This window comes from Neisseria wadsworthii 9715, assembly GCF_000227765.1.
In the GTDB taxonomy this organism is placed as follows: domain Bacteria; phylum Pseudomonadota; class Gammaproteobacteria; order Burkholderiales; family Neisseriaceae; genus Neisseria; species Neisseria wadsworthii.
In genome coordinates this window covers 161,585-186,350 of sequence record NZ_JH165159.1, presented here as the reverse complement: position 1 = coordinate 186,350, position 24,766 = coordinate 161,585, and the positions used below count along the sequence as shown (strand labels likewise).

The window sequence follows — 24,766 nt, the reverse complement described above, 5'->3', positions numbered from 1 at the left end:
CATTTTAACTATCCAAGCCCAATTATTCGTCGATCAAAGCATCCACAAACGCTCTGGCATCAAACGGGCGCAAATCGTCGATGCTTTCGCCCACCCCGATATAGCGCACGGGAATAGGGCGGTTGGAAGCCAAAGCGGCCAGCACGCCGCCTTTCGCCGTGCCGTCTAGCTTGGTTACTATCAGGCCGGTTACGCCCAGCGCATCGTCAAACGCCACCACTTGGTTCACCGCATTCTGCCCAATATTGGCATCCAACACCACAATGATTTCATGCGGCGCCTCAGGCATGGCTTTTTGCAGCACGCGCTTCACTTTTTTGATTTCTTCCATCAAATGCAGCTGCGTGGGCAGGCGGCCGGCAGTGTCGGCCAGCACAATATCCACGCCGCGCGCTTTGGCCGCTTCCACGGCATCGTAACACACGGCGGCAGAATCGCCTTTAGCCTGCGAAATCACGGTTACGCCGTTGCGCGCACCCCATTCCTGCAGCTGCTCGCGGGCGGCGGCGCGGAATGTGTCGCCCGCAGCCAAAATCACCGATTTACCCTGTGATTGGAAATATTTCGCCAATTTTCCGATGGAAGTGGTTTTGCCCGCGCCGTTGATGCCCGCCATCATAATCACAAAAGGCCCTTTGCCTTCGGGAATTTCCAAAGGTGATTCCAGCGGTTTGAGCAGGTCGTAAATCGCGTCTTTCAAAGCCTGGCGCAGCTCGGCGCCGTCTTTCAATCCCTTGAGCGACACACGTTTGCGCACGTCGTCCATCAGATATTCGGTGGCTTCGATGCCCATATCGCTAGTGAGCAACACGGTTTCCAGTTCTTCGTATAAATCTTCGTCAATCTGGCCGCCGCCGAACACACCGGCCAGTGATTTGGCCATATGGTCGCGCGATTTGGTGAGGCCTTTTTTCAAGCGTGCCGCCCAGCCGAGTTTTTCTTCTTGTTGGGAAGCCGGTTTTGCGGCAACCGGAAGCGGTTTTTCTACCGGTTGAGCTTGCGCCGCAGGCTCTGTTTCGGGCTCTTCCTGCAAAGCAACCGGTTCGACCGCATCTCGCACCAGTTCGACAGGCAAAGTTTGCAGCTCGGGTTTGTTTTCTATTTGTTCTTGCTCTTTTTCTTGAACAAAGACAACGGTTTCTTCTTTTCGTCCGGCCGGCTCTTCAGCAGGAACCGGCTCGCTTAAGGTTTCTTCTTGTTCAGACAGGTTTTGTTCCTGCTCGGCTTCCGACTCGGTATGCTCTTGTTTTTTCTTGCGTTTAAAAAAACTAAACATAAAATTCTCTTTAAATTTGGAAGGGTTGTATATAGCAAATAAACTTATTTTTGATAGAAGGCAGCAAGCCGCAGACAGTACAATAGTACGACAAGGCGCAGCAACGACGTAGCAAAAATAAGTTTATTTGCTATAGTGAAGCTTATTGTAACTTAATTGCCTAGATTTGTATGTTAACACAAGCACAATGCCTGTCTGAAAAACCCAAAAGCAAACCGCCCGAAAACAATCTGTTCGGGCGGTTTCACTATGATTCGGTTTACATTGCAAGCTCAAGCATGCGCATTTGATCAAGGGTCATCGGCTTTTCGTCGAAGCTGAATTCTTCAGCTTGGATTTTATCCAGCGCAAATTTGACACGGTTTGCCTGCACAACAGGTTGTTTGGCAACCGGAGCATTCTGTTCTTTATTTTTGCGGTTGAATAAAAAGCCTAACATGATGGTTTTCCTTTTTCTTTATCTAGTAGAAAAACGGCTTTAAAATAAATCGGCAATCGATTATTTTTTGCCTGCCCGTAAATATTTTTTATTTGACTAATTTGTTTTTTGTTTTGTTGGATTGCATTCTAGACAAAGTTTTTACCGTTGGGAATAGATAAACGGTAATTATTTTTAAACATTTGAACTATATTATTGATTTTATTAAAAATATATTTTTATAAAATATACCGTTTATTCGGAAAACAGTACCGTTTATACAAAAAAATGCCTGTCTGAAAGGTTTTCAGACAGGCATTTTTCAAAGTGGATTTACTTCATCAAAGTAGAGAAATATTGCAATGTGCGGATCAACTGGCAGGTATAAGACATTTCATTGTCGTACCATGCTACGGTTTTGACCAATTGTTTATCGCCTACCGTCATCACTTTGGTTTGAGTCGCATCAAACATCGAACCGGCCTCCAAACCGATTACATCGGAAGACACAATCGGATCTTCCGTATAAGCATAGCTTTCGCTCGCCGCTGCTTTCATAGTGGCATTGATTTCTTCCACTGTTACCGGGCGGGTCAGTACGGAAACCAACTCGGTCAACGAACCGGTTGCCACAGGAACGCGTTGGGCGGCGCCGTCCAGCTTACCTTTAAGTTCCGGAATCACCAGGCCGATGGCTTTAGCGGCGCCTGTGCTGTTGGGCACAATGTTTTGCGCGGCGGCGCGGGCACGGCGGAAATCGTTTTTGCGGTGGGGTGCATCCAGCGTGTTTTGGTCGCCGGTGTAAGCGTGAACAGTGGTCATCAAGCCTTGAACAATACCGAATTCTTTTTGCAGCACATTGGCCATCGGCGCCAAGCAGTTGGTGGTACAAGAAGCGCCGGAAACCACGGTTTCACTGCCGTCCAAAGTGTGTTCGTTCACACCGAATACAATGGTTTTCACATCATTGCCGCCAGGCGCGGAAAGCAATACTTTTTTTGCACCGGCTCTGATATGCGCTTCGGCTTTTTCTTTACTGTTGAAAAAACCCGTACATTCCAACACTACGTCCACACCCAATTCCCGCCACGGCAGGTTTTCCGGATTGGCATCGGCAAATGCCCGAATGGTTTTGCCGTTTATAACAATGGCATTATCTTTCAGCTCGGCAGTACCTTGAAAACGGCCTTGCGTGGTGTCGTATTTAAACAGATGCACCAGCATATCGGGCGGGGTAAGGTCGTTAATGGCAACAACGTCAATATCGCCCTTTTCAATAAGGCGGCGTAATGCTAAACGGCCAATACGGCCAAATCCATTGATCGCAACTTTGATACCCATGTTAAGCTCCTGTTTTAATTAGGATAAATTGAAAGCGTAAATTTTTAATTATTAAGGTATTTTCAGCAGGCAGCCGGTTGAGCGGCATATTGCCGATATTGTTTTTAATCTGTTGGTTTAGGTTTTGATTGTATGAGACGGTTTACTTGGCAAATTAAAAACAATATCCGGCTGATATAGATAGGTTTTATCATGTTTTTTAAATACTACCTAAGCTTACATGCGGTTATTTATGCAAATATGATTTTGAAATATGCTCGGGTAAAAATAGGTTTTAAGCCTTCTTTTTACTTTTTTATTTAAAAAATAAAAAGATTATGATGAAGAAGCATAGCTTTAAAAAATCTATTTTCTGTGGATAAATTGAAAAGATTATGTAAAATCAAATAATAAGATTGTCTAAAAAACTATGGATAAACAGAGGTAAAATAGTAGGAAAAGCTGGAGAAAGCATGTGCAGAAAAAAGAATAAGTTCTTTTTTAGAAATGTGGTGCGTGGATAAAGCTACGTTATTCATAAACAAATTCAATGTTATCCCAAACCGTTTTCCCGTATCATGGCTTTAATTGATGATTATTTGAAATTAACCATGGAAGGATACGAATGTTACAGCGTACTTTAGCCAAATCCGTGCGGGCAACCGGGGTGGGTCTGCATTCGGGCGAGCGCGTTTCGCTTACCCTGCATCCGGCCGAAGAAAACAGCGGCATCGCTTTCCGCCGTACTGATTTGAGCGGGGAGCAAGGTGAAATCATTAAGCTAACTCCTTATCTGATTAACGATACCCGTTTGTCTTCCACTATTGTTACCGAACAAGGTGTGCGCGTCGGAACCATTGAGCATATTATGTCGGCGTTGGCTGCTTATGGTGTGGATAACGTGTTGATTGAATTGAACGCGCCGGAAATCCCGATTATGGACGGCTCCAGTCTGCCCTTTATTTACCTTTTACAGGACGCGGGCATTGTGGATCAGAAAGCGCAGAAAAAGTTTTTGCGCATACTGAAAGAAGTGGAAGTGCGGGAGCCGGGCAAATGGGTGAAATTCACGCCTTATAACGGCTTTAAAGCCGCGCTGACGATTGAATTCGACCATCCGGTGTTCAACTGCAGCAGCCCGCGTTTTGAGATTGATTTTGCAGGAAAATCTTATGTGGAAGAAATCGCCCGTGCGCGCACGTTCGGCTTTATGCAGGAAGTGGAAATGATGCGCTCGCACAACCTCGGTTTGGGCGGCAACCTTTCCAATGCGATTGTGATTGATGATGCCGACGTGCTGAATCCCGACGGCTTGCGCTACCCCGATGAATTTGTGCGCCATAAAATTTTGGACGCCATCGGTGATTTGTATATTGTCGGCCACCCGATTATCGGCGCGTTTGAAGGCTTCAAATCCGGTCATGCCATTAATAATGCTTTACTGCGCAAAGTGCTTGAAGACGAAACGTCTTACGAATGGGTGGAATTCAAACAAGATGAAGATTTGCCGTCGGCTTTTCACAGTTTGAATTTGGATGTTGCCTGATTGCCAATATCGACAATGCCTGTCTGAAAACCTTTTCAGACAGGCATTGCTTTATCCGGAAACGCTTACAGATAGAATTTTTCAATCACTTTCAAATTATCGTCCAGTTTATACACCAGCGGCTGGCCGGTAGGAATTTCCACGCCCATGATTTCTTCATCGGAAATGCCTTCCAGATGTTTCACTAAAGCGCGTAGGGAATTACCGTGGGCGGCTACCAGCACGCGTTTGCCGCTCAAGAGGGCCGGAGCGATTTGGTCGTGCCAGAAAGGCAGCACGCGAACGAGGGTTACTTTTAGGTTTTCGCCGTCGGGTACCACATCGGCAGGCAGGTGGGCGTAGCGGCGGTCGTTGTGGGCGGAAAATTCGTCGCCGGCATCCAACAGCGGCGGCAGGGTATCGTAGCTGCGGCGCCAGATGTGCACTTGCTCGTCGCCGTATTTTTCGGCGGTTTGTTTTTTGTCCAAACCTTGCAGCTGGCCGTAATGGCGCTCGTTCAGGCGCCAGCTTTTGATTTGCGGCACCCATAATTGGTCGGATTCTTCCAGCACGATGTTGCAGGTTTTGATGGCGCGGGAAAGGGCTGAGGTGAAGGCAATGTCAAACAGGTAGCCTTTTTCTTTCAGCTTGCGGCCGGCCGCAGTGGCTTCGGCAATGCCTTGCTCGGAAAGCTTGACGTCGCGCCAGCCGGTAAACAGGTTTTTGGCGTTCCATTCGCTTTGGCCGTGGCGGATAAGTACGAGTTCCATTTATTTCTTCTCCATATCGGGGTTAAGGTTAACAACAGGTATCGGTGCAAACGGCCGTTTCAAGCGGGAAATTTTCCGGATTCCGTTTGCCCGGTAACTCAGTATGAATTTTTTGCATTTCCACGCATTCCGCGCGGGCTTTTTCCAACACCTGCTTATTGTGGTAAGCCTGATATTCGGCTCTTCTGGCATTGATGAAAAACGCCGGCTGCTTACCGAGCAGCGCGCCTTTCATGCCCGCATCATCGGCAGGGGGTTCGGCGCTGCCTAAAACGGGTTGGTTGCTGATAACGGTTTGGTTATCCAGCATGATATTGCCTTTTTGTTTCCGCCATTTGCCCAGCTGCACACCTTCGTAGCTTAAATCCGTTCCTGTGGAAAACATGCAGTATCTGCCTTCGGGTAATACATGAACAAAAACCAGCTCGCGAAAATCGGCCGGGCCGTAAGGGCCGTAGAGAGCATATTGGTATTGGCCGGGCTGTAGTTGGGTTTTCCCGCCGGTTTGGGCGGGCGCGGCATGGGCGCCGAGGCCGGCCAGTAAGGCGAGCAGGGAAATGGCTTTGGATTTCATCATTGTTATGTTAAGTGAGTAAAAAGTTTTGTTGCCGGCGGCTTAAAGCAGCTTTATCAGTATAAATGCCTGTCTGAAAGCAAGGTGTTTTTTCAGACAGGCATTCGGTTTTTCGGATTAATGCACCAATCCGGCTTGGCGGGCGGCTTCCCATGCTGCATTCAAGCGTTGGCTGGCGGCTTGTGTGGCATTGTCGGTGCCGGTTTTGGATTCGCTGGCCTGATGCAGCTCGGCGCGCAGGCGGGTGATGTCGTCATCGGCCTGCTGCTTGCGGCGCTCGGCATCGTGAAGCTGGCGTTGGAGACTGGCGATATGGCCGTCGCTGCGGTTTTGTTGCCGGATGGCTTCGCGGTAGGCAGCTTGTGCGCTCAATAATTCGTCGCCCACCACGCTAGAACCGGCCGCTACTTGTGCGGTGGCCGCCGGCGGCAGGTTGGCGGGAGTGTGTTCGGCGGAACGGCTGAACGGATTGTTAAACGTGCAGGCCGAAAGGGAAAGCAATAAAAAGGCAACTGATAAGGGCTTCATGTGTATCCTTTCAGACAGGCATTATTTGCCCGAACATACGGTTTGATATTGTTTTTCAACGATGGAGCCGCTTTCGGCAACCGGCATCGGGCGCACGTTTACCGGCGTGTAGGTTTGTTTGAGCACTTCTTTGCCGTTTTCATCCAAAAGGGTAAGCGCGCTTAGGCGGTAGGTTTTTTTGGCGCAGTCGATTTCCCACGTGCCGATGGCGGTTTTGTAGCGCGGCGTGTTGACATAGCGCTCTTGCGCCGGTTTTACCACGGTTTTTTTGTCGCGGAAAGTTACGATGTTACCGTTGCGCTTAACGCTGCTTTTGTCGATATAGTTGCGAATATTGCCCTCGTTGCTTTCGCCGATACTCTGCCAACTTCCTTCAACTTTCGGGCCGCCGGCACACGCAGCCAGAAGGCTGAGTAAAACAAGCGGGGCGGCTAATCGCAAAGCCTTGCGTGGATTCATAAACTTTCCTTTCAGACAGGCATTCATTAAAATATCGGCCTTATTATAACGGAATTCTCCAAATGACCAAGCAGCGCGACGATGCACGGCGGATTTTGCACGATGTGTTCGGCTACCCCGATTTCCGCGGGCGTCAGGCCGAGATTGTGGACACGCTTGCCGGCGGCCGGAGCCTCTTGGTTTTGATGCCCACCGGCGGCGGCAAATCGCTTTGTTACCAAATTCCTGCCCTGATGCGCGAAGGTGTGGCCATAGTGGTGTCGCCGCTGATTGCGCTGATGAACGACCAAGTGGCCAACCTGCGCGCCGTAGGCGTGCACTCGGCCAGCGTACACAGCGGCACGCATCCCGACGAAGTGCGCCAAATTGCCGAAGATATCCACAACGGCTCGCTCAAGCTGCTTTATGTTGCGCCTGAAAGGTTGGTAAGCGAGCGTTTTCTGCGCTTTCTGGATAACACCCGAATCAGCCTGTTTGCTATCGACGAAGCCCATTGCGTGAGCCAGTGGGGCCACGATTTCCGCCCCGAATACCAACAGCTCGGCCTTTTGGCCGAACGCTATCCGCAAGTGCCGCGCATTGCACTCACCGCCACGGCCGATGCCGAAACCCGCGCCGACATCAAACATTATCTCAAGCTGGAAGACGCACCCGAGTTTATCGCCAGCTTCGACCGCCCCAATATCCGTTACCAAGTGGTTGAAAAAAACAACGGCAAAAAGCAGCTGCTCGATTTCATTCTTAAAGACATGCAGGGCGAAAGCGGCATCGTGTACTGCCTCAGCCGAAAAAGCGTGGAAGACACCGCCGAATTTTTAAGCAGCCACGGCTTAAACGCCATTCCCTACCATGCCGGCCTGAGCATGGAAACGCGCACGCAAAATCAGCGCCGTTTCACGCAGGAAGACAACATCATCGTTGTGGCCACCGTGGCCTTCGGCATGGGCATCGACAAGCCAGACGTGCGCTTTGTCGCCCACCTCGACATGCCGCAAAGTATCGAACATTTCTATCAGGAAAGCGGCCGTGCGGGGCGCGACGGGCTGCCCGCCGCCAGCTGGCTTTGCTACGGCATGAATAATTTAATGCTGCTTAAAGAACGCATTATGGAAAGCGGCAGCGATGATTTTCAAAAACAGATCGAGTTGTCTAAGCTCAACGCCATGTTTGCCGTGTGCGAAACCGCCGAATGCCGCCGCGTGCCTTTGTTGCGCCATTTCGGCGAAGAAAGCGGGCCTTGCGGCAATTGCGACAACTGCCTCAACCCGCCCGTGCGCTTCGACGGCACCGTGTTGGTGCAGAAACTGTTGAGCTGCATCTACCGCGTCGGCCAACGCTTTGGCGCAGGTTATGTAATTAATGTGTTGCGCGGTAAAAACGAAGATTGGATCAAACAAAACGGCCACGACAAACTTTCCACATTCGGCATCGGCGCCGAGCAATCCGATAAAGACTGGCGCGCCGTTACCCGCCAATGCCTCGGCCTCGGCCTGATCGACACCGATACCGCCAATTATCAGGCCTTGCGCCTCACCCCCGCAGCCAAAGCTGTGTTAACCGGCGGGCAAACCGTTTGGCTGCGCCCGCTCAAACGCCAGAAAACCACTTCGACCGGCAGCAAAACCCAATGGCTGCGCACCGAGCGCGAAGAGCGCATCTGGCAGGAGCTCAGGCATTGGCGGCTGGAGCAGGCCAAAGCGGAAAACGTGCCCGCCTACATTATTTTCGGCGACCGAACCTTGCAAAGCATTGTGCAAAACCTGCCGCAAACCGAAGCCGATCTGCATGAAATCTATGGTTTGGGCGAAGCGAAAATCGAGAAATACGGCAGTGATGTATTGGACTTATGCGCCAAGTTTATGCAGGAAGCAGATGATGGCGGGGATGTGTTTTAAATCTATGATGCCTGTCTGAAAAGGTCGTTTTTCAGACAGGCATTGTCTGTATCAATAAGGTATTCAATTCATCTGCCACAATTTCACTGCCCGCGCCGCTCAAAGCTTCCACTGATACAGTCCGCTCCGGCAGATAGCGCACGCCGCTGCCGAGCGCCTGCTCGAAGCGGTTGGCCTGCCTGGTGAGTTCCTCCGCTTGGGCGGCGATGATTACGGCGTGGGAAAGAATGGTGTAGCGGCCGGGGCGGGTTTTGTCGCGCTGCCAAAATTGGGCGGTGCCGGCGATTTTTCTGCCGTTGGCGGCGAGATTGAAGCGGCCGTCGCAAAACGAGCCGGTTACGGTTTGGGTGTCGGTGGCGATGCCGAAGCGGTTGAAAAGTGTTTGCAGCAGGCGGCAGAGGGCGAGATAGTGGGCTTCGGCGGTGGGAAACGGGTTGTCGGTGGCCACGCTGTATGCGAGATTCAAGTTGACCGTGTGTGGCGACTGGGGTACCACGCCGCCGCCGGAGAGCCGCAAATGCACAGGCATGCCTTCGGCAGCGAGCGTTTCGGATGCCTGTCTGAAAAGCGGCCGGCTGCGGTATTTACGCGGCACCACAATGCCTTTGGGCGGGATGTGTATCCAGAAAAGCCCACGTTCGGGCGTAACCTGCTGCATCAAGCGGCTTTCGTTATCCGACCAGCTTTGGTTTGTTAAATCAAATGCTTGGGTGTAGGGGCTAAGCGGCGGCAGGGTCATCGGCGGCTCCGGCGGTGTGAGGGTTAAACAAGCAAAAAAGTACAAGCGGAGGGCAAGCATCTTTTCCGTTGTATATGGTTGTGAAATAAAGGGAATGCCTGTCTGAAAACAGCTTCAGTATATAGCGAACTGTTTCTTTCAGACAGGCATTGTTTTTATCCGGCAAAATCGGTTAAATTACAAAAATCTTTTTAGCATAATTAAACAGAAAGACCACCATGACACCCATCAAAACTGCTTTTGCCCTTGCCGCCGCCGTATTACTGGCTGCTTGTTCCTCCATTTCGAGTGCCGACCGTCAGGCTTCGCGCGGAGCCGATGATTTTTCGCCCGAACAAGGCCACGGCATGACCGAGCAAAAACTTGTGCGTGCCAAAGAATTTATGGCCGCTTCGGCCAACCCGCTGGCCACTGAAGCAGGCTATCAGATTTTAAAACAAGGCGGTAGCGCGGTGGATGCCATGATTGCCATGCAAACCACATTAAGCTTGGTGGAGCCGCAGTCTTCAGGCTTGGGCGGCGGCGCGTTTGTGGTGTATTGGGACAATGAGGCGAAAAAGCTCACCACGTTTGACGCGCGCGAAACCGCACCCAAAGCCGCCACACCCGAATTGTTTTTAGATAAAGAAGGCAAGCCGCTGGAATTCAAGCAGGCGGTGGTGGGCGGACGTTCGGTCGGCACCCCGGGTGTGCCGAAAATGATGGAAGAGCTGCATCAGCGTTACGGCAAAATGGCGTGGGCGCGCTTGTTTGATATGCCGGTGAAGCTGGCGGAAGAAGGCTTCCAAGTGTCGCCGCGCATGGCTGCTTCGATACAGAGCAATGCCGAGCACTTGCAGCGTTATCCCGCCACCGCCGCTTATTTCCTGCCCGGCGGTCAAGCTTTGCAGGCGGGCGCATTGCTGAAAAATCCCGAATTTGCCGCCACGGTGAAAATCCTGGCTAAAGACGGTGCCAAGCCTTTTTATGACGGCAAATACGCGCAAAACATCATCAAAGCCGTACGCGGTGCCGAAGATAATCCGGGCAAACTGGCCGCTGTTGATTTTAAAAACTACAAAATCATCGAGCGCGAAGCCGTGTGCGGTGATTACCGAGAATACCAAGTGTGCGGCATGGGCGCGCCCAGCTCGGGCGGCATTGCGTTGGCGCAGATTACCGGCATTCTGAACCAATTTGAGCAAAAACAATCTTCCTACCGCAGCTTCAACAGCTGGCGCCTGCTCGGCGACGCCTCGCGCTTGGCGTTTGCCGACCGCGACCTTTATGTGGCCGATCCGGATTTTGTAAAAGTGCCTACACAAGTGCTGGTATCCAATGCCTATCTGAAACAGCGCGCCGCCTTGCTCGCCAACACCGGGCAAGCCCTAAGTGAAACCCCGGCCGGCGAGTTCGGCAGCACACAGGCCGCCGCACCGGCTATCGAATTGCCTTCTACCAGCCATGTTGTGGCGGTGGACAAACAGGGCAATGTGCTTTCCATGACCACTTCCATTGAAAACGCGTTCGGCTCCACCCTGATGGCCAACGGCTATCTGTTGAACAACGAATTGACCGATTTTTCATTCGAGCCGGTGAAAAACGGCAAGCCCGTTGCCAACCGCGTTGAAGGCGGCAAGCGCCCGCGCTCGTCTATGGCGCCGACCATCGTGCTGAAAAACGGCCGGCCCTATATGGCGGTCGGTTCGCCCGGCGGCAGCCGCATCATCGGCTATGTGGCCAAAACGCTGGTGGCACATATCGATTGGGGCATGGACATCCAACAAGCCATTTCCCTGCCCAATATGCTCAACCGTTTTGGCATGTACGAGCTGGAACAAAACACCGCAGCGGCCAAACAGGCCGAAGCTTTGCAGAAAATCGGCTACAAAACCGAAGTGCGCGATCTGAATTCCGGCGTGCAAGGCATCGTGATTACAGATAAAGGCTTAATCGGCGGCGCCGACCCGCGCAGGGAAGGCAAAGTGATGGGCGACTGACGGGCTGTCGATTGGCGGTGAATGATAAAGAATGCCTGTCTGAAAACTTTTTCAGACAGGCATTTGTATGTGGGCAGTATGGGATAGTGAATCAACTTGAAAACAGTAAACTCGTCATACTCGGGCTTGACCCGAGTATCTCCTAAACTGAACTCAAGATACTCGGGTCAAGCCCGAGTATGATGGAAGCGCTATTTTTTAGTTTGTTTGCTATAGTCAATCAACTTAACTTTTACTACGGCGTTGCTGCGCCTTGCCGTACTACCCGTACTGTCTGCGGCTTGCTGCCTTGTATTAAAAATGTGTTGATTGACTATATATCAAACCACTGCGTTCAAATAATTCAAACCCAAAACCTGCTTTTCCGGATCCACTTCCGTCACGGCCAGCTTCACCGTGGTTTTCGGCGGAATCTCCAGCGGAATGCCGGTGGCGCGGGCGGCCATCGGCAGGCCGCAGAGGCGCACCAGCTCTTCTTTCAACACCAAGCCGTTGATTTCCCGGATGCCTTCCTGCGCGAGGTACACCATAGACCAATAAGCCTCCATGTCGCGCTGGAAATCATGGTAAACCGTGTAAGTCGATTCAAAATCGCGCATAGCGGCAAACAACATATTGTCGCCCCGCGCAAAACGCGGCTCTGCGCCCGCTTCAATCAGGCTGATAAGCTGCTTCTGGTTGATATAGTCGGCGGCGCGGCGCAGCGGCGAAGTGAACCAGCCGTAGTGCTGCACGCCCATGCCGATGTGCGGCTCCGATTGCGTGCTCATGCGCACTTTGCCGGCGGGCTGCACGCGGAACAGGGCGGGCACTTCGTTTTCATGCAGCATTTGCGCCCAAGTGCTGTTGGCCAGAATCATCATTTCCGACACCAGCGTGTCGATCGGCGAGCCGCGCTCGCGCACGGTAATTTCCACTTTGCCCGCTTCGCCGAAACCGATGCCGTAATCATATTGCGGCGCAGCTTCGGCATCGTATTTGCCGCGCTGCTTCTGCAATTCCACCGCCAGCCTGTAAAACCAGATTAAAGCTTTGTGGTGGGCAAACATGGCTTCGCCTTCCGCATCCAGCCCGCTTTGGCTGTTGAAATGCGGCTCGATGGCGCCAATGCGCAGGTTTTCGGCAATCTGCACGCGTTCGATTTTGGTTTGCGGGTTGCGCACATTAAACGCTTCGTCCACATCAAAATAGATGCTCACCGCAGGGCGCGCCGCGCCGGTGTCGAGGCTGAAGGCGGCGATCCAGTTGTCCGGCAGCATGGTGATTTTGCCTTCGGGAAAATAGGCAGTGCTTTGGCGCTGGAAAATGATTTTTTCAATGTCGCTGCCCGGTGCCACCGCCAATGCGGGCGCGGCGATATGGATGCCGATGCGCTTGATGCCGCCGCCGATATCCTGCACGGATAAAGCGTCGTCCACTTCGGTGGTGCTTTCGTCGTCAATCGAAAAGGCTTCAATGCCTTCGGCCAGCGGCAAATCGCCCAGCTGCGGAATATCGACGGCGGGAAAACCGGTGCCCTGAGGATAGTTTTTCAGCTCGAAACCTTCGCGCATAAATTGCGCCAACGAGGTAACGCCGCCGGTTTTTTTGGCCAGCTCGTAAGGCGAAAGCTTCATGGCGGCAGCGGCTTTGGTGAACGCTTTGTAAGTGAGCGATTGTTTGTCGGGCGCGTGGAGTATGGTTTTCAGGTCGGCGCCGATTTCCGCAGGCAGGCTGCCTTGCTGCAAAGCCTGCGACCAGGCTTCCATTTGCGCATCCTGCTGCTTTTTGCGCTCGATGGCCGCCAGCGCCTGCTTGAGCGTTTCTTCCGGTGCGGCTTTAAACACGCCTTTGCTTTTTTTATAAAAATAGGCGGGCGCGGCATAAAGTGCAATCAAAGTGGCCGCCAGCTCGGTTTTGGTGGGCGCGTGGCCGTAATATTCTTCGGCAATCTGAGCCGCGCTGAATTCTTCTTCGCCGCACACTTCCCATAATAAATCAGTATCGATTTGCGCCGCTTCGGCTTCGGCGGTTTCGAGAAAGCTTGCCGGCGGCGTGTCGAATTCAGCAAACACATGAGACGCTTTCACTTTAGCGCGCTTGCCGTGTTGCGTTTCCACCTGATAATGGCTTTCGCTTTTCTGGATAACAGAAGCGACCTTAAACTGGCCGCTTTCTTCGTAGAATATATTCATGTTGGTGTCATTTAATGATTAAGGGCGTGATTTTAACATAATGCCTGTCTGAAAAACCGTGTTTCAGACAGGCATTGCTTTGTTTGCACAAGTGCTGCTGCATTATTTAAATAGATACCGAAACGGCTAAGTATATGTATTCAAAGCATTATCCGATTTTCTTAATTACGAGCGGATGCGCGTCAACACTTCTTCTTTGCCCAATAAAGCCAACACGGCATCAATGCTCGGCGTTTTTGCGATGCCGCACACGGCCAGGCGCAGGGGCATGCCGAGTTTGCCCATTTTGATGCCTTCGGCGTCGCAGAAGGGTTTGAACAAATCGTGAATCGCTTCGGCGTTCCAGTCGGCCAGGCCTTCCAGTTTTTCGGCGAAGCGCAGCATGCGGGCGGGGGCGTCTTCATCCCAATGTTTTTGCACATCGGCTTCGGCGGGCGTGCCTTTTTGGTAGAAATACACGCATTCGTCGGCCAATGTGTTCAAATCTTGGGCGCGGTCTTTCACCAGGTCCAATACGTCTTCCAGAGCCGGTTTGTCGGCAACTTCTACGCCGCGCACGATCAGGCGCGGTTTAACCAGTTCGGCCAGTTTTTCGTTAGGCGTTACTTTGATGTGCTCGCCGTTAATCCAGTAGAGTTTTTTCAAATCCATGCGGCTGGGTGAGGGAGAAACGTCTTTCAAATCAAACCATTCGACAAACTGCTGCATGGTGAAAAATTCGTCGTCGCCGTGCGCCCAGCCCAAGCGGGCAAGGTAGTTGAGCATGGCTTCGGGCAGGATGCCCATTTGGCCGAAATCGGTAATGGCCACGGTGTCGCCGCTGCGCTTGGAGATTTTTTTGCCTTGTTCGTTGAGAATCATCGGCAGGTGACCGTATTCGGGCAATTGGTTGCCCATGGCTTTTAAGATGTTGATTTGTTTCGGGGTGTTGTTCACGTGGTCGTCGCCTCGGATGACATGTGTAACGCCCATGTCGTGATCGTCCACCACCACGCAGAAGTTGTAGGTGGGCGTGCCGTCGGCGCGGGCGATGATTAAATCGTCGAGCGCTTCGTTGGGAATGCTGATTTCGCCTTTAACCAAGTCGTTCCATTTGGTTACGCCTTCGGTGGGGGTTTTGAAGCGCACCACAGGCTCTACGCCTTCGGGCACGGGCGGCAGGGTTTTGCCCGGCTCGGGGCGCCAGCGGCGGTCGTAAGTGGCGGTGCCTTCTTTTTCGGCTTTTTCGCGCATGGCTTCCAGCTCTTCTTTGCTGCAATAGCAATGGTAGGCGTGGCCTTTTTCGAGCAGCTCGGCAATCACTTCTTTATAACGGCCGAAGCGGCGGGTTTGGAAGATAACGTTGTCGGCATTGTCGTAATCGAGACCAACCCATTTCATGCCGTCGAGAATAATGTTGACCGATTCGGCATTGGAGCGCTCCAAATCGGTGTCTTCGATGCGCAGCAGGAATTCGCCTTTGTGTTTGCGGGCGAAAGCCCATGAAAACAAAGCAGTACGCACGCCGCCGATATGCAGATAACCGGTGGGGCTGGGGGCAAAACGGGTTTTAACGGTCATGATGGCAGCTCCAGTATGTGTGAAAAAGGGGTATTTTATAATTTGGGGAGCGAATATGCTACATCAAGCGGTTTTGATTCGCAGCGGCTTATCGCCTAGAATGGAACCAAACTGGTTTTGTGCGGCCTCATTAATATTGGCCGCACAATCAAAAACATCAACCGCCCGTTTCAATAAAGCAGCCAGTTTCGCACCGCCCGCCAACCATTCCCAGAAAGTATTTATGAATGCCATTCTGAAAACGCTTCTGGAGCGTAAACATGATTTGTTGACCGCTACGTTCGAGCACTTGGTGCTTTCGCTGCTCGCGCTTTTGTGTGCCATCGCGATAGCCGTGCCGCTGGCGGTTTGGTTTTCTGCGCACAAAAAGCAGGCAGAAGTGGTGTTGCAGCTCACCAATATCCTGCAAACCATCCCTTCGCTGGCCATGCTCGGTTTGCTGATTCCTTTTGTAGGCATCGGCACGCCGCCGGCTTTGATTGCGCTCACGCTTTATGCGCTGCTGCCGATTTTTCAAAACACTTATTTAGGCCTGTCTGAAATTAATGCTTCGGTGCAGGAAGCGGCCACAGCATTCGGTTTGTCGCGCCGGCAGAAGCTGTTCCGCATTGAGCTGCCGATGGCGCTGCCGGCCATGGTTTCCGGCATACGCACGGCCGCCGTGCTGATTATCGGCACGGCCACGCTGGCTGCTTTAATCGGCGCGGGCGGTTTGGGCAACATCATCCTGCTCGGTATCGACCGCCACAATATGGCGCTGACTTTTATCGGTGCGGTAGCTTCCGCACTGCTTGCTGTGGCGGTGAGCGGGCTGGTGTATTGGCTGCAGCGGAAAAAAGCGGGCTTTGTGCTGGTGTTGGTGGCGGTAAGTACCGCCTTGCTGCTGGGCGCGCAATGGTGGAGCAGCCACAGCGGCGGCAAGCAAACCGTGATCGCGGGCAAGCTGGGCAGCGAGCCGGATATTTTAATCAATATGTATAAAATGCTGATTGAGGCGGAAAACCCGGAAATCGATGTGGTGTTGAAGCCCAATTTCGGCAAAACCAGCTTTCTTTTCAACGCACTTAAAAGCGGCGAAGTGGATATTTATCCCGAGTTTACCGGCACGGTTATCGAAAGCCTGGTGGAGCTGCCTGAAGCCGAGAAAAACCGCCCGCTCAGCCCCGAAGAAACCTACACACTGGCGCGCCGCCTGATTGCCGAGCAGCACAACCTGCGCCTTCTGCCCGCCATGAAATACCAAAACACCTATACCCTCGCGCTGCCGCAGGATTATGCGCGGACGCACGGCTTGGTGAATATTTCCGATTTGGCCAAAGTGAAAAACCAAGTACGCGCCGGTTTCACGCTCGAGTTTATCGACCGCAAAGACGGCTACAAAGGCCTGTCTGAAACCCACCGCATCCCGCTCAAGCATGTTTCCAGCATCGAGCCTGCGCTGCGTTACACTGCGCTGCAGGAAGGCCGAATCAATTTGGTGGACGCCTATTCCACCGATGCCGAAATCCGCCAATACAACCTTTACATGCTCAAAGACGACTTGCGGCTCTTCCGCGCTTATCAAGGCGCGCCGCTGATGAAAACCGAGTTTGCCGAACAAAACCCCGAAATCGTCGGCGCGCTCAACCGTTTGGCAGGCAGAATCAGCGAAGAAGAAATGTCGGAAATGAATTACCGCGTGAAAAACGGCGGTGAAACGCCGGCACAAGTGGCGGCCGACTATCTGAACAAACACAAACTGCTGGAGCAACAGCCATGAAGCCGATTATCCAGTTCGATCATGTTGCCAAGCGTTACGATGGCAAAACCGTTATCAGCGATTTGAATTTAACCATCAACGAAGGCGAGTTTTTCGTGATTGTCGGCCCTTCCGGCAGCGGTAAAACCACCACCATGAAAATGATTAACGCGCTAGTCGAGCCGACCGATGGCAACGTATATTTCAACAACCAACGCATCAAAGATTACGACATCCGCCGACTGCGCCACCGCATCGGCTATGTGTTGCAGCAGATTGCCCTGTTCCCCACCATGACTGTAAAACAGAATATCGAGCTGATACCCGACATCCTCGGCTGGAAAAAAAGCGAACGCAGCCGCCGCTCCACCGAGCTGCTCGAGATGGTGGGTTTGTCTCCGCAAAAATATGCCCACCGCTACCCGCACGAGCTCTCCGGCGGCGAACAACAGCGCATCGGCATCTTGCGCGCCATCGCCGCCAAGCCCGACGTGCTACTGATGGACGAACCTTTCAGCGCGCTCGACCCGATTTCACGCAACGCCTTGCAGGAAATGGTGGCCGAAATCCACCAAAAACTCGGCACCACCATCGTGTTTGTGACCCACGACATGAACGAAGCCATGCGCCTGGCCGACCGTATCGCCGTGATGCAAAACGGCAAGCTGCAGCAAGTGGGCACGCCGGAAGAAATTCAAACCCGGCCGGCCAACGAATTCATCCGCTCCTTTTTCCAAAGCACCCGCACCGACTACGGCAAAATCAGCGAACTTGCCGCACTCGGCTTGCTGCCTCTGAGCGAAGCACTGCTGCCCGAAGTATCGTCCGAAGACGGCATCGAAACCCTGTTTCCCCTACTCAGCCGCCACGAACGCGTTCGGGTGGGCAAAAGCGGCGAAATCGACAGCAGGCTGGTGTTCGGCTATTTACACAGCCGGGGGCAATAATGCTAAATAACTTTCCAATGCCTGTCTGAAAACTTTTCAGACAGGCATTGCCTTGCCTGCGCCATTTCTGCGGCACACAGCCGAAAATGTTACAATGCCGTTTTCACTCAACCATCCAAACCTCATCATGAAAAAAGCCGCCGCCCCAAAATCATTTGAAGAAGCGCTCAAGCGTTTAGAAACGCTCACGCAAGCTATGCAAAGCAGCGAAATGCCGCTGGAAGAAGCGCTTGCCGCCTACCAAGAAGGCAACGAATTGGTGAAATACTGCCAAGCCAAATTGGCCGAAGTGGAACAGAAGCTGCAAGTTTTAGATGCGGGTGAGCTTAAGGAGCTGAATCTTGATGCAAGCGAATGATTTGGAATTGTGGCAGCAAAAAGCGCAGGCGCAAACCGAGCTTGCGCTTGAGCGCGTGCTGCCTGCAAACCATGCCGTGCCCAATACCCTGCACGAAGCCATGCGTTATGCCACGCTCGGCGGCGGCAAGCGCCTGCGCCCGCTTTTGGTGCTGGCGGCTTCCGAGTTGGGCGAAGCCGATTTTACGGCGGTGGAGCAAGCGATGGCGGCGATTGAGATGGTGCATGTTTATTCGTTGGTGCATGATGATATGCCTGCAATGGATAACGACAGCCTGCGTCGCGGCAAACCGACTTGCCATGTGCAATACGACGAAGCAACCGCGCTTTTGGTGGGCGATGCGCTGCAAACGCTGGCGTTTGATGTGTTAAGCCGCCCGGCTAATCTGCCTGCCGCGCGCCAGCTGAAAATGGTGGCTGTGCTGGCAAAGGCGGCCGGCAGCCTCGGCATGGCGGGCGGGCAGGCGATTGATTTGGCCAATGTCGGCAAAGCGATGAACCAGGCTGAATTGGAGCAGATGCACGGCTTGAAAACCGGCGCGTTAATCCGCGCAGCGGTAATGCTCGGTGCATTGTGTTGCCCGAATCTGAACGATGATGATATGGTGCGTTTGGATGGTTATGCCAAAAAACTGGGCTTGGCTTTTCAAGTGATTGACGATGTGCTCGACTGCGAAGCCGACACCGCCACTTTGGGCAAAACCGCCGGTAAAGATGCGGATAATGATAAACCGACTTATGTAAAACTGATGGGCTTGGCCGATGCCCGCTCTTATGCGGAAACGCTGGTTGCCGATGCTGTGTCGCTGCTGGTGCCTTTCGGCGGGAAAGCCGCCCGCTTGCGCGGCTTGGCCGAATTTGTTACTGCGCGTAAAAACTGATGCCGGTTGGTAACAATGCCTGTCTGAAAAAGGTTTTCAGACAGGCATTGTTTCGTTAAGGATTATAGTCAATCCACTTAAATAATAACGATACCGCCATATTCGGGCTTAACCCGAGTATCTTGAGTTCCAGTAACTTTAAGAGATACTCGGGTTAAGCCCGAGTATGGCGTGTTTGGCTATTTAAGAGATTCGGCTTAAGGATTGCTGCATTAAATCAGATTCAAATCGCTGACACGGTCAAACAGATGGTCCGATTTTCCGCCTTCTTCGTGAAGCTGGATGCGCAAACGCAAGTCGTTGGCGGAGTCCGCCTGGCGCAGGGCTTCGTTGTAGTCGATAACGCCGTCGGTGTAGAGCTGGAACAGGTTTTGGTCGAAGGTTTGCATGCCTTCTTCTGTTGAGCGCTGCATCAATTCTTTAATTGCCATCAATTCGCCTTTGAAAATCAAATCCTGAACAGCAGGCGAGTTAATCAGCAGATCGACAATGGCAGTGCGGCCCTTATTGCCTTTTTTCACCACCAAGCGCTGGCCGATGATGCCGGTAAGGTTCATGGCAATATCCACCAATACCTGCTTATGACGCTCTTCGGGGTAAAGGTTCATGATACGCTCAATGGCTTGGTTGGCGTTGGTGGCATGGATGGTAAATACACACAAGTGGCCGGTTTGCGCCAGTTGCAAAGCATATTCCATACTTTCTTGAGAACGTACCTCACCGATACACACCACATCAGGAGCCTGACGCATCGCGTTTTGTACCGCCAAATCCCAGCTTTCAGTATCGATACCGACTTCGCGCTGAGTGATGATGCATTTTTTCGGCGTGTGCAGATATTCAATCGGATCTTCGATGGTAATCATGTGGCCGGGCAGGTTGTGGTTGCGGTGATTGAGCATCGCAGCCATTGAGGTGGATTTACCAGAGCCTGTTGCGCCCGCCAGAATCAGCATGCCGCGGGATTTCAAAATCAAATCGTTCAATATCGGAGGCAGGTTCAGCTCTTCTACGGTTGGAATCTCGGTGTTGATACGGCGCAATACCAAACCGACGCGGCCTTGTTCGTGATAGGCGTTTACCCGATAGCGGGTGTTGCTTTTCGATTGGATGGAATAGTTCAATTCCAATTCGCGTTTGAAGATTTCCTTTTGCTCGTCGTTCATGGTTGAATCGACAATGGCTTTGGTATCTTCCGCAGTTAACATCGGCATCGGAACCGGCATCAGCTTGCTGTTGAGCTTCATGGCCGGTGGAAAGCCTGCGCTGATGAAAATATCGGATGCACCCCGGTCTTCGGCATCAAAACACATGCGGTCTAAAATCGGATGAATGTGCACACCGATGGCCGAAGGGGTGGGTTTCTGTTGGAAAGAAGGGCCGCTTGATGCGACTTGTTTGTCGGCATAGGCGGCAACCATGCTGCTGAGCAGGTCTTGTAAGTCTTTGTGTGATTGGTCTGACATAATATTCTGCCTTGCTGAAACGGGTTAGGCGAAGTCGGCGTTCTGCGCTTTGGCACGCGCGGTTTCCGGGCTGATCACACCTTGGCGGACCAGATTTTGCAGCGCTTGGTCAAGCGTTTGCATGCCGTGGGTTTGGCCGGTTTGCAGCACGGAACCGATTTGGGCGATTTTGTTTTCACGGATCAGGTTGCGCACGGCAGGGGTGGAAATCATGATTTCATGAGCAGCCACACGGCCTTGGCCGTCTCTGGTTTTCAGCAGGGTTTGCGAAATTACGGCACGCAGCGATTCGGAAAGCATGGAGCGCACCATTTCTTTTTCGCCGGCCGGGAATACGTCCACAATACGGTCAACGGTTTTGGCTGCGCCGGTGGTGTGCAGGGTGCCGAATACCAAGTGGCCGGTTTCGGCAGCGGTTAATGCCAGGCCGATGGTTTCCGGGTCGCGCATCTCGCCCACCAGAATCACGTCAGGGTCTTCACGCAGTGCCGATTTCAGTGCGTTGGCAAAGCTGTGGGTATGTTCGTGCAATTCACGCTGGTTGATCAGCGCTTTCTTACTTTCATGCACAAACTCGATCGGATCTTCGATGGTAAGGATGTGCGCCGGATGGTTTTCATTGATGTAGTTAATCATGGCCGCCAGCGTGGTGGACTTACCCGAACCTGTCGGGCCGGTAACCAAAACCAGGCCGCGCGGCGTATCGGCGATTTTTTGGAAAATGCGCGGTGCTTTGAGGTCTTCCAGCGTCAGAACGGTGCTGGGAATGGTACGGAACACGGCAGCCGGGCCGCGGTTGGACATAAATGCGTTTACACGGAAGCGCGCAACGTTGGGCAGCTCGAATGAAAAGTCGGTTTCGAGGTTTTGCTGGTAGTTTTTGCGCTGATGGTCGTTCATTACGGAAGTGATCATATGGCCCACTTCTTCCGAAGTCATTTCAGGTAGGTTGATGCGGCGCACATCGCCGTGCACACGGATCATGGGCGGTAAGCCGGAGCTTAAGTGAAGGTCGGATGCTTTGTTTTTTACGCCGAAGGCGAGTAAGTCGGTAATTTGCATAATGTGGTCTCGTTTTATTAAGATACGTTTTGTGGTTTTTTTAACCCTTAAAAAATCCTGCATATTCTAAATAATTGCGTCCGTTTAGACCATGCAAAAATTGTATTTGGCGGTAAAACGGCGCAAACCGAGGTGAAATCATGACGATGTTGCAACAAAATTACCAATCTGTGTTGGCGCAGATTGCAACGGCTGAAAAAGATGCTAAACGGCATGACAAAAGCGTACGGCTGATAGCGGTAAGCAAAACGTTTCCCGCATCGGATATCCGGGAGGTTTATGCGGCGGGGCAGCGTGATTTTGGTGAAAACTATATTCAGGAATGGTATGCCAAAACAGAGGAGTTGGCGGATTTGCCTGATTTGGTTTGGCATATTATCGGGCAGGTGCAATCGAATAAAACCAGGTTTGTGGCCGAGCGGGCTCATTGGGTACATACCATTGATAAGTTGAAAACGGCCGAGCGTTTGAGTGCGCAACGGCCGCAGCATATGCCGCCTTTGCAGGTGTGTATCGAGGTGAACGTTTCTGGTGAGGCGAGCAAACACGGTGTGCCGCCGCAAGAGGCGGTAGCATTGGCTGCGGCGGTGAGTAAACTGGCTAATTTGAAAGTACGCGGATTGATGTGTGTAGCTGAAGCGGCGGCCGGTGAAGATGAGTTGAAACGTCAGTTTTTGCTGATGCGTGATTTGTTGGGGCGGCTGCATGCGGCAGGTGTGGGTGCGGATGTGTTGTCGATGGGCATGTCTGCCGATATGCCGTTGGCAGTAGCTTGTGGTGCGACCCATGTGCGGATAGGCAGTGCGATTTTCGGTAAACGCAATTATGCTTGATTTTGTAGAATGCCTGTCTGAAAGATGGTTTCAGACAGGCATTACGTGTACCATTTTATTTAGGAACCCTACTCTGATAGGAGTATGCAGGATATGACTATTTATTTTTTAGGCGGCGGTAATATGGCGGCTGCCATTGTCGCCGGTTTGCATCGTAAAGGCAAACAGGGCGAAGTGCATGTGGTTAATCGTGGTGCAGAAAAGCGCGAAAAGTTGGCGGCGCTTTATGACGTGCGTACTTCAGAAACTTTGCCGCCGTTAACGGCAGAAGATATGTTGGTGTTGGCGGTAAAACCTCAAGATATGGAAAAAGCATGCTTTGGAGTGCAGACTAATGGCGCGTTGGTGCTTTCGGTGGCGGCTGGTTTGAGTGTGGATACGCTGAGCCGATATCTCGGCGGAACGCGGCGTATTATCCGAATCATGCCGAACACGCCTTCGCAAATCGGAATGGGTGTGAGTGGTCTTTACGCAGCGGATGGCGCTGGCGAAGCAGATAAAATACGGGCTGCCGACTTGATGCGGCCTTCCGGTTCGGTGATTTGGTTGGATGAGGAGGCTCAGATTCATGCGCTTACCGGTATTAGCGGCAGCGGACCTGCTTATGTATATTATTTAATGAATGCATTACAGGAAGCGACTAAAGCTCAGGGTTTTGATGAAGAAACGGCAAAGACATTGAGTTTGGAAACCTTTAAAGGTGCAGTTGCTTTGGCAGAGCAAACCGGAGAAAGCTTTGCAGTTTTGCAGCAGAATGTAACATCCAAAGGTGGTACTACACACGCAGCTATTGAAACTTTCAAGCAGCATCAAGTTGCAGAAGCCATAGGATGGGGCGTAGATGCCTGTGTGGCCCGCTCACAGGAAATTGCCGCACAGTTTGCATAAATAAGTCTGCAATATTTTAATTTGAACCAGGTTGGTTTATGAATTGCCCAATGATTTAAATCAGGCATAATGTAAGCAGAATGCCTGTCTGAAAGAGAAACTATGTTGCAAAAAATTATCCAACTTTTGGCAGATGGCTTTGCAATGCTATGTATCGGCCGTTGCCTGTTGCAATGGGGCAGAATGCATTTTGATCATCCGATTGCACGGTTTTGCAAACAATTCACAGAATGGCTGGTTCGTCCGATAAGAAAAGTATTCAAACCAATCGGTCGTTGGGATATCGCTTGTATCGTCGCGGCAGCGACTGTTTATTATCTCGCATTTGCTCTGATCGTATTCCTATCCTTACCCCATGCGAATCCGGTGAAATCTTTGGTCGCTATCTTGTGCTATACCTTGATCGGCATGACCAAAACATCAGCCTATCTTTTGTTTATCGGACTTTTCGCCCGTATGGTATTAAGTTTTAACAATCAAAACAGCAAACTTTTACCCGTTTTAAACAATATATTCGAACCCTTATTGCGCCCGTTTGTCTATTTCAAGATAGGCCGATACGATTTCTCAGGCAGTATACTAGTATTAATTTTATGGATTTGGCTGGTAACATTTTCTCCTAACTTGATTTACCGTTTGGATTTGTGGCTCTTGTCGTAACCAAACATAGATTATGTAGTTAGAAGTGTGGCGAAACCAATACGTTATAAAATAGTTTTGTAGTAAATATAAACTAAATAGATAGTGTTGCACTGTGCTCGTGTTATGATTTGCTCCTTCTGAACCAATACAATCCAAGGTTAAGATTGATTGGTTAAAATAACCCACGGTTCCAACTACCGTGGCAATAATAATCAACCTGAAATAAAGAAAGAAACATATATGGCAAAGCTGACAGAACAAGACATTCTCAATTGGAATGGCCCTGAAGAAGATTATATGAACGAAGATCATCTAAACTTTTTCCGTGAGCTGTTGGTGAAACTTCAAGAAGAATTGATCGAAAAAGCCAACGTTACTACGGGGCATTTGCAAGAACATGAATCCGCTTCCGATCCTGCCGATCGCGCAACTCAAGAAGAAGAGTATGCTCTTGAATTACGCACGCGTGATCGAGAAAGAAAGCTGATGAGCAAAATTCAGTCATCCATTCGTTTGATAGATGAAGGAGAATACGGTTATTGCCAAGATACCGGAGAACCTATCGGATTGAAGCGTTTGCTTGCCCGGCCAACCGCAACCCTTTCTGTGGAAGCGCAAGAGCGCCGCGAGCAGATGAAAAAACAATTTGCCGATTAATGTTGGTAGTGAAAAAACTAAAGCCGTTTATTAAAAACGGCTTTAGTTGTTTTTGTCTTAAGGTCTTAAGAAAGTAAT

23 protein-coding genes and 1 pseudogene are annotated in these 24,766 nt (G+C 51.5%); 11 read left to right on the top strand and 13 right to left on the bottom strand.

Annotation, left to right across the window (positions count from 1 at the left end):
- Positions 1-22: 22 nt before the first annotated feature.
- From ftsY to gap, 3 genes and pseudogenes are all read right to left on the bottom strand, one after another.
- Positions 23-946: pseudogene (gene ftsY / locus HMPREF9370_RS00760) on the bottom strand (signal recognition particle-docking protein FtsY); the annotation flags it as partial.
- 589 nt (positions 947-1,535) lie between these two features.
- The gene (locus tag HMPREF9370_RS00755) at positions 1,536-1,715 is read right to left on the bottom strand and encodes a hypothetical protein (RefSeq protein WP_009115320.1); all 180 of its coding nucleotides are present in this window, start codon (positions 1,713-1,715) and stop codon (positions 1,536-1,538) included.
- Between the two features lie 312 nt (positions 1,716-2,027).
- Positions 2,028-3,035, bottom strand: coding sequence for a type I glyceraldehyde-3-phosphate dehydrogenase (gene gap / locus HMPREF9370_RS00750; RefSeq protein WP_009115319.1), 1,008 nt, complete (start codon positions 3,033-3,035; stop codon positions 2,028-2,030).
- 604 nt (positions 3,036-3,639) lie between these two features.
- Here gap and lpxC point away from each other — a divergent pair.
- Positions 3,640-4,560 carry a UDP-3-O-acyl-N-acetylglucosamine deacetylase gene (gene lpxC, locus HMPREF9370_RS00745; RefSeq protein ID WP_009115317.1) on the top strand — a complete coding sequence of 307 codons (921 nt, stop codon included), beginning with the start codon at positions 3,640-3,642 and terminating at the stop codon, positions 4,558-4,560.
- Positions 4,561-4,625: 65 nt separating this feature from the next.
- Here lpxC and HMPREF9370_RS00740 read toward each other — a convergent pair whose 3' ends face one another.
- The 4 genes from HMPREF9370_RS00740 to HMPREF9370_RS00725 form a co-directional block, all read right to left on the bottom strand.
- Entirely contained in the window at positions 4,626-5,309 is a 684-nt protein-coding gene (locus tag HMPREF9370_RS00740) for a 2,3-diphosphoglycerate-dependent phosphoglycerate mutase (protein WP_009115316.1), read from the bottom strand.
- A gap of 28 nt (positions 5,310-5,337) precedes the next feature.
- Entirely contained in the window at positions 5,338-5,886 is a 549-nt protein-coding gene (locus HMPREF9370_RS00735; RefSeq protein WP_009115315.1) for a hypothetical protein, read from the bottom strand.
- A gap of 114 nt (positions 5,887-6,000) precedes the next feature.
- Positions 6,001-6,411, bottom strand: coding sequence for a hypothetical protein (locus HMPREF9370_RS00730; RefSeq protein ID WP_009115313.1), 411 nt, complete (start codon positions 6,409-6,411; stop codon positions 6,001-6,003).
- A 21-nt stretch (positions 6,412-6,432) separates the two neighbouring features.
- The gene (locus tag HMPREF9370_RS00725; protein WP_040666727.1) at positions 6,433-6,870 is read right to left on the bottom strand and encodes a surface-adhesin E family protein; all 438 of its coding nucleotides are present in this window, start codon (positions 6,868-6,870) and stop codon (positions 6,433-6,435) included.
- Positions 6,871-6,932: 62 nt separating this feature from the next.
- On the opposite strand from HMPREF9370_RS00725, the gene recQ reads away from it, so the two are divergent.
- Positions 6,933-8,765, top strand: coding sequence for a DNA helicase RecQ (gene recQ, locus HMPREF9370_RS00720; RefSeq protein ID WP_009115311.1), 1,833 nt, complete (start codon positions 6,933-6,935; stop codon positions 8,763-8,765).
- Positions 8,766-8,796: 31 nt separating this feature from the next.
- Here recQ and HMPREF9370_RS00715 read toward each other — a convergent pair whose 3' ends face one another.
- On the bottom strand, positions 8,797-9,504 hold the full coding sequence (locus HMPREF9370_RS00715; RefSeq protein WP_156320840.1) for a lipoyl protein ligase domain-containing protein: 708 nt from the start codon (positions 9,502-9,504) through the stop codon (positions 8,797-8,799).
- 227 nt (positions 9,505-9,731) lie between these two features.
- Here HMPREF9370_RS00715 and ggt point away from each other — a divergent pair, with 227 nt between their 5' ends.
- A complete protein-coding gene (gene ggt / locus HMPREF9370_RS00710; RefSeq protein WP_040667274.1) occupies positions 9,732-11,483 on the top strand; it encodes a gamma-glutamyltransferase in 1,752 nt (583 codons plus the stop codon).
- Positions 11,484-11,803: 320 nt separating this feature from the next.
- On the opposite strand, the gene HMPREF9370_RS00705 is transcribed toward ggt, so the two are convergent.
- The 3 genes from HMPREF9370_RS00705 to HMPREF9370_RS11905 all read right to left on the bottom strand — a co-directional run bounded on the left by HMPREF9370_RS00705 (position 11,804) and on the right by HMPREF9370_RS11905 (position 15,451).
- Positions 11,804-13,657 carry a ribonuclease catalytic domain-containing protein gene (locus HMPREF9370_RS00705; RefSeq protein ID WP_009115307.1) on the bottom strand — a complete coding sequence of 618 codons (1,854 nt, stop codon included), beginning with the start codon at positions 13,655-13,657 and terminating at the stop codon, positions 11,804-11,806.
- Between the two features lie 165 nt (positions 13,658-13,822).
- Positions 13,823-15,217, bottom strand: a complete 1,395-nt coding sequence (gene gltX / locus HMPREF9370_RS00700; protein WP_009115306.1) for a glutamate--tRNA ligase — start codon at positions 15,215-15,217, stop codon at positions 13,823-13,825.
- A gap of 63 nt (positions 15,218-15,280) precedes the next feature.
- On the bottom strand, positions 15,281-15,451 hold the full coding sequence (locus HMPREF9370_RS11905; protein ID WP_156792947.1) for a hypothetical protein: 171 nt from the start codon (positions 15,449-15,451) through the stop codon (positions 15,281-15,283).
- Between HMPREF9370_RS11905 and HMPREF9370_RS00695 the strand changes: the two genes are divergently transcribed.
- The 4 genes from HMPREF9370_RS00695 to HMPREF9370_RS00680 all read left to right on the top strand — a co-directional run bounded on the left by HMPREF9370_RS00695 (position 15,441) and on the right by HMPREF9370_RS00680 (position 19,140).
- Positions 15,441-16,976 (top strand): ABC transporter permease/substrate-binding protein, encoded by a 1,536-nt coding sequence (locus tag HMPREF9370_RS00695; RefSeq protein WP_083821176.1) that lies wholly within the window; start codon positions 15,441-15,443, stop codon positions 16,974-16,976. The genes HMPREF9370_RS11905 and HMPREF9370_RS00695 overlap by 11 nt on opposite strands.
- Positions 16,973-17,902, top strand: a complete 930-nt coding sequence (locus HMPREF9370_RS00690; protein WP_009115304.1) for an ABC transporter ATP-binding protein — start codon at positions 16,973-16,975, stop codon at positions 17,900-17,902. The genes HMPREF9370_RS00695 and HMPREF9370_RS00690 overlap by 4 nt, the downstream gene beginning before the upstream one ends.
- 127 nt (positions 17,903-18,029) lie before the next feature.
- Positions 18,030-18,260, top strand: a complete 231-nt coding sequence (locus HMPREF9370_RS00685) for an exodeoxyribonuclease VII small subunit (RefSeq protein ID WP_040667269.1) — start codon at positions 18,030-18,032, stop codon at positions 18,258-18,260.
- The gene (locus HMPREF9370_RS00680) at positions 18,247-19,140 is read left to right on the top strand and encodes a polyprenyl synthetase family protein (protein WP_009115302.1); all 894 of its coding nucleotides are present in this window, start codon (positions 18,247-18,249) and stop codon (positions 19,138-19,140) included. The genes HMPREF9370_RS00685 and HMPREF9370_RS00680 overlap by 14 nt, the downstream gene beginning before the upstream one ends.
- A gap of 212 nt (positions 19,141-19,352) precedes the next feature.
- Here HMPREF9370_RS00680 and HMPREF9370_RS00675 read toward each other — a convergent pair whose 3' ends face one another.
- Positions 19,353-20,606, bottom strand: coding sequence for a PilT/PilU family type 4a pilus ATPase (locus tag HMPREF9370_RS00675; RefSeq protein ID WP_009115301.1), 1,254 nt, complete (start codon positions 20,604-20,606; stop codon positions 19,353-19,355).
- 24 nt (positions 20,607-20,630) lie between these two features.
- Complete coding sequence (locus HMPREF9370_RS00670) at positions 20,631-21,668, bottom strand: type IV pilus twitching motility protein PilT (RefSeq protein WP_040667268.1); 1,038 nt, start codon at positions 21,666-21,668, stop codon at positions 20,631-20,633.
- Between the two features lie 140 nt (positions 21,669-21,808).
- Here HMPREF9370_RS00670 and HMPREF9370_RS00665 point away from each other — a divergent pair, with 140 nt between their 5' ends.
- The 4 genes from HMPREF9370_RS00665 (at position 21,809) to dksA (ending at position 24,688) form a co-directional block, all read left to right on the top strand.
- The gene (locus tag HMPREF9370_RS00665; protein WP_009115299.1) at positions 21,809-22,501 is read left to right on the top strand and encodes a YggS family pyridoxal phosphate-dependent enzyme; all 693 of its coding nucleotides are present in this window, start codon (positions 21,809-21,811) and stop codon (positions 22,499-22,501) included.
- Positions 22,502-22,594: 93 nt separating this feature from the next.
- On the top strand, positions 22,595-23,389 hold the full coding sequence (gene proC, locus HMPREF9370_RS00660) for a pyrroline-5-carboxylate reductase (RefSeq protein ID WP_040666726.1): 795 nt from the start codon (positions 22,595-22,597) through the stop codon (positions 23,387-23,389).
- A 102-nt stretch (positions 23,390-23,491) separates the two neighbouring features.
- Positions 23,492-24,049, top strand: coding sequence for a YggT family protein (locus HMPREF9370_RS00655; protein WP_009115297.1), 558 nt, complete (start codon positions 23,492-23,494; stop codon positions 24,047-24,049).
- 222 nt (positions 24,050-24,271) lie between these two features.
- Entirely contained in the window at positions 24,272-24,688 is a 417-nt protein-coding gene (dksA, locus tag HMPREF9370_RS00650) for an RNA polymerase-binding protein DksA (protein ID WP_040666724.1), read from the top strand.
- Positions 24,689-24,766 lie beyond the last annotated feature (78 nt).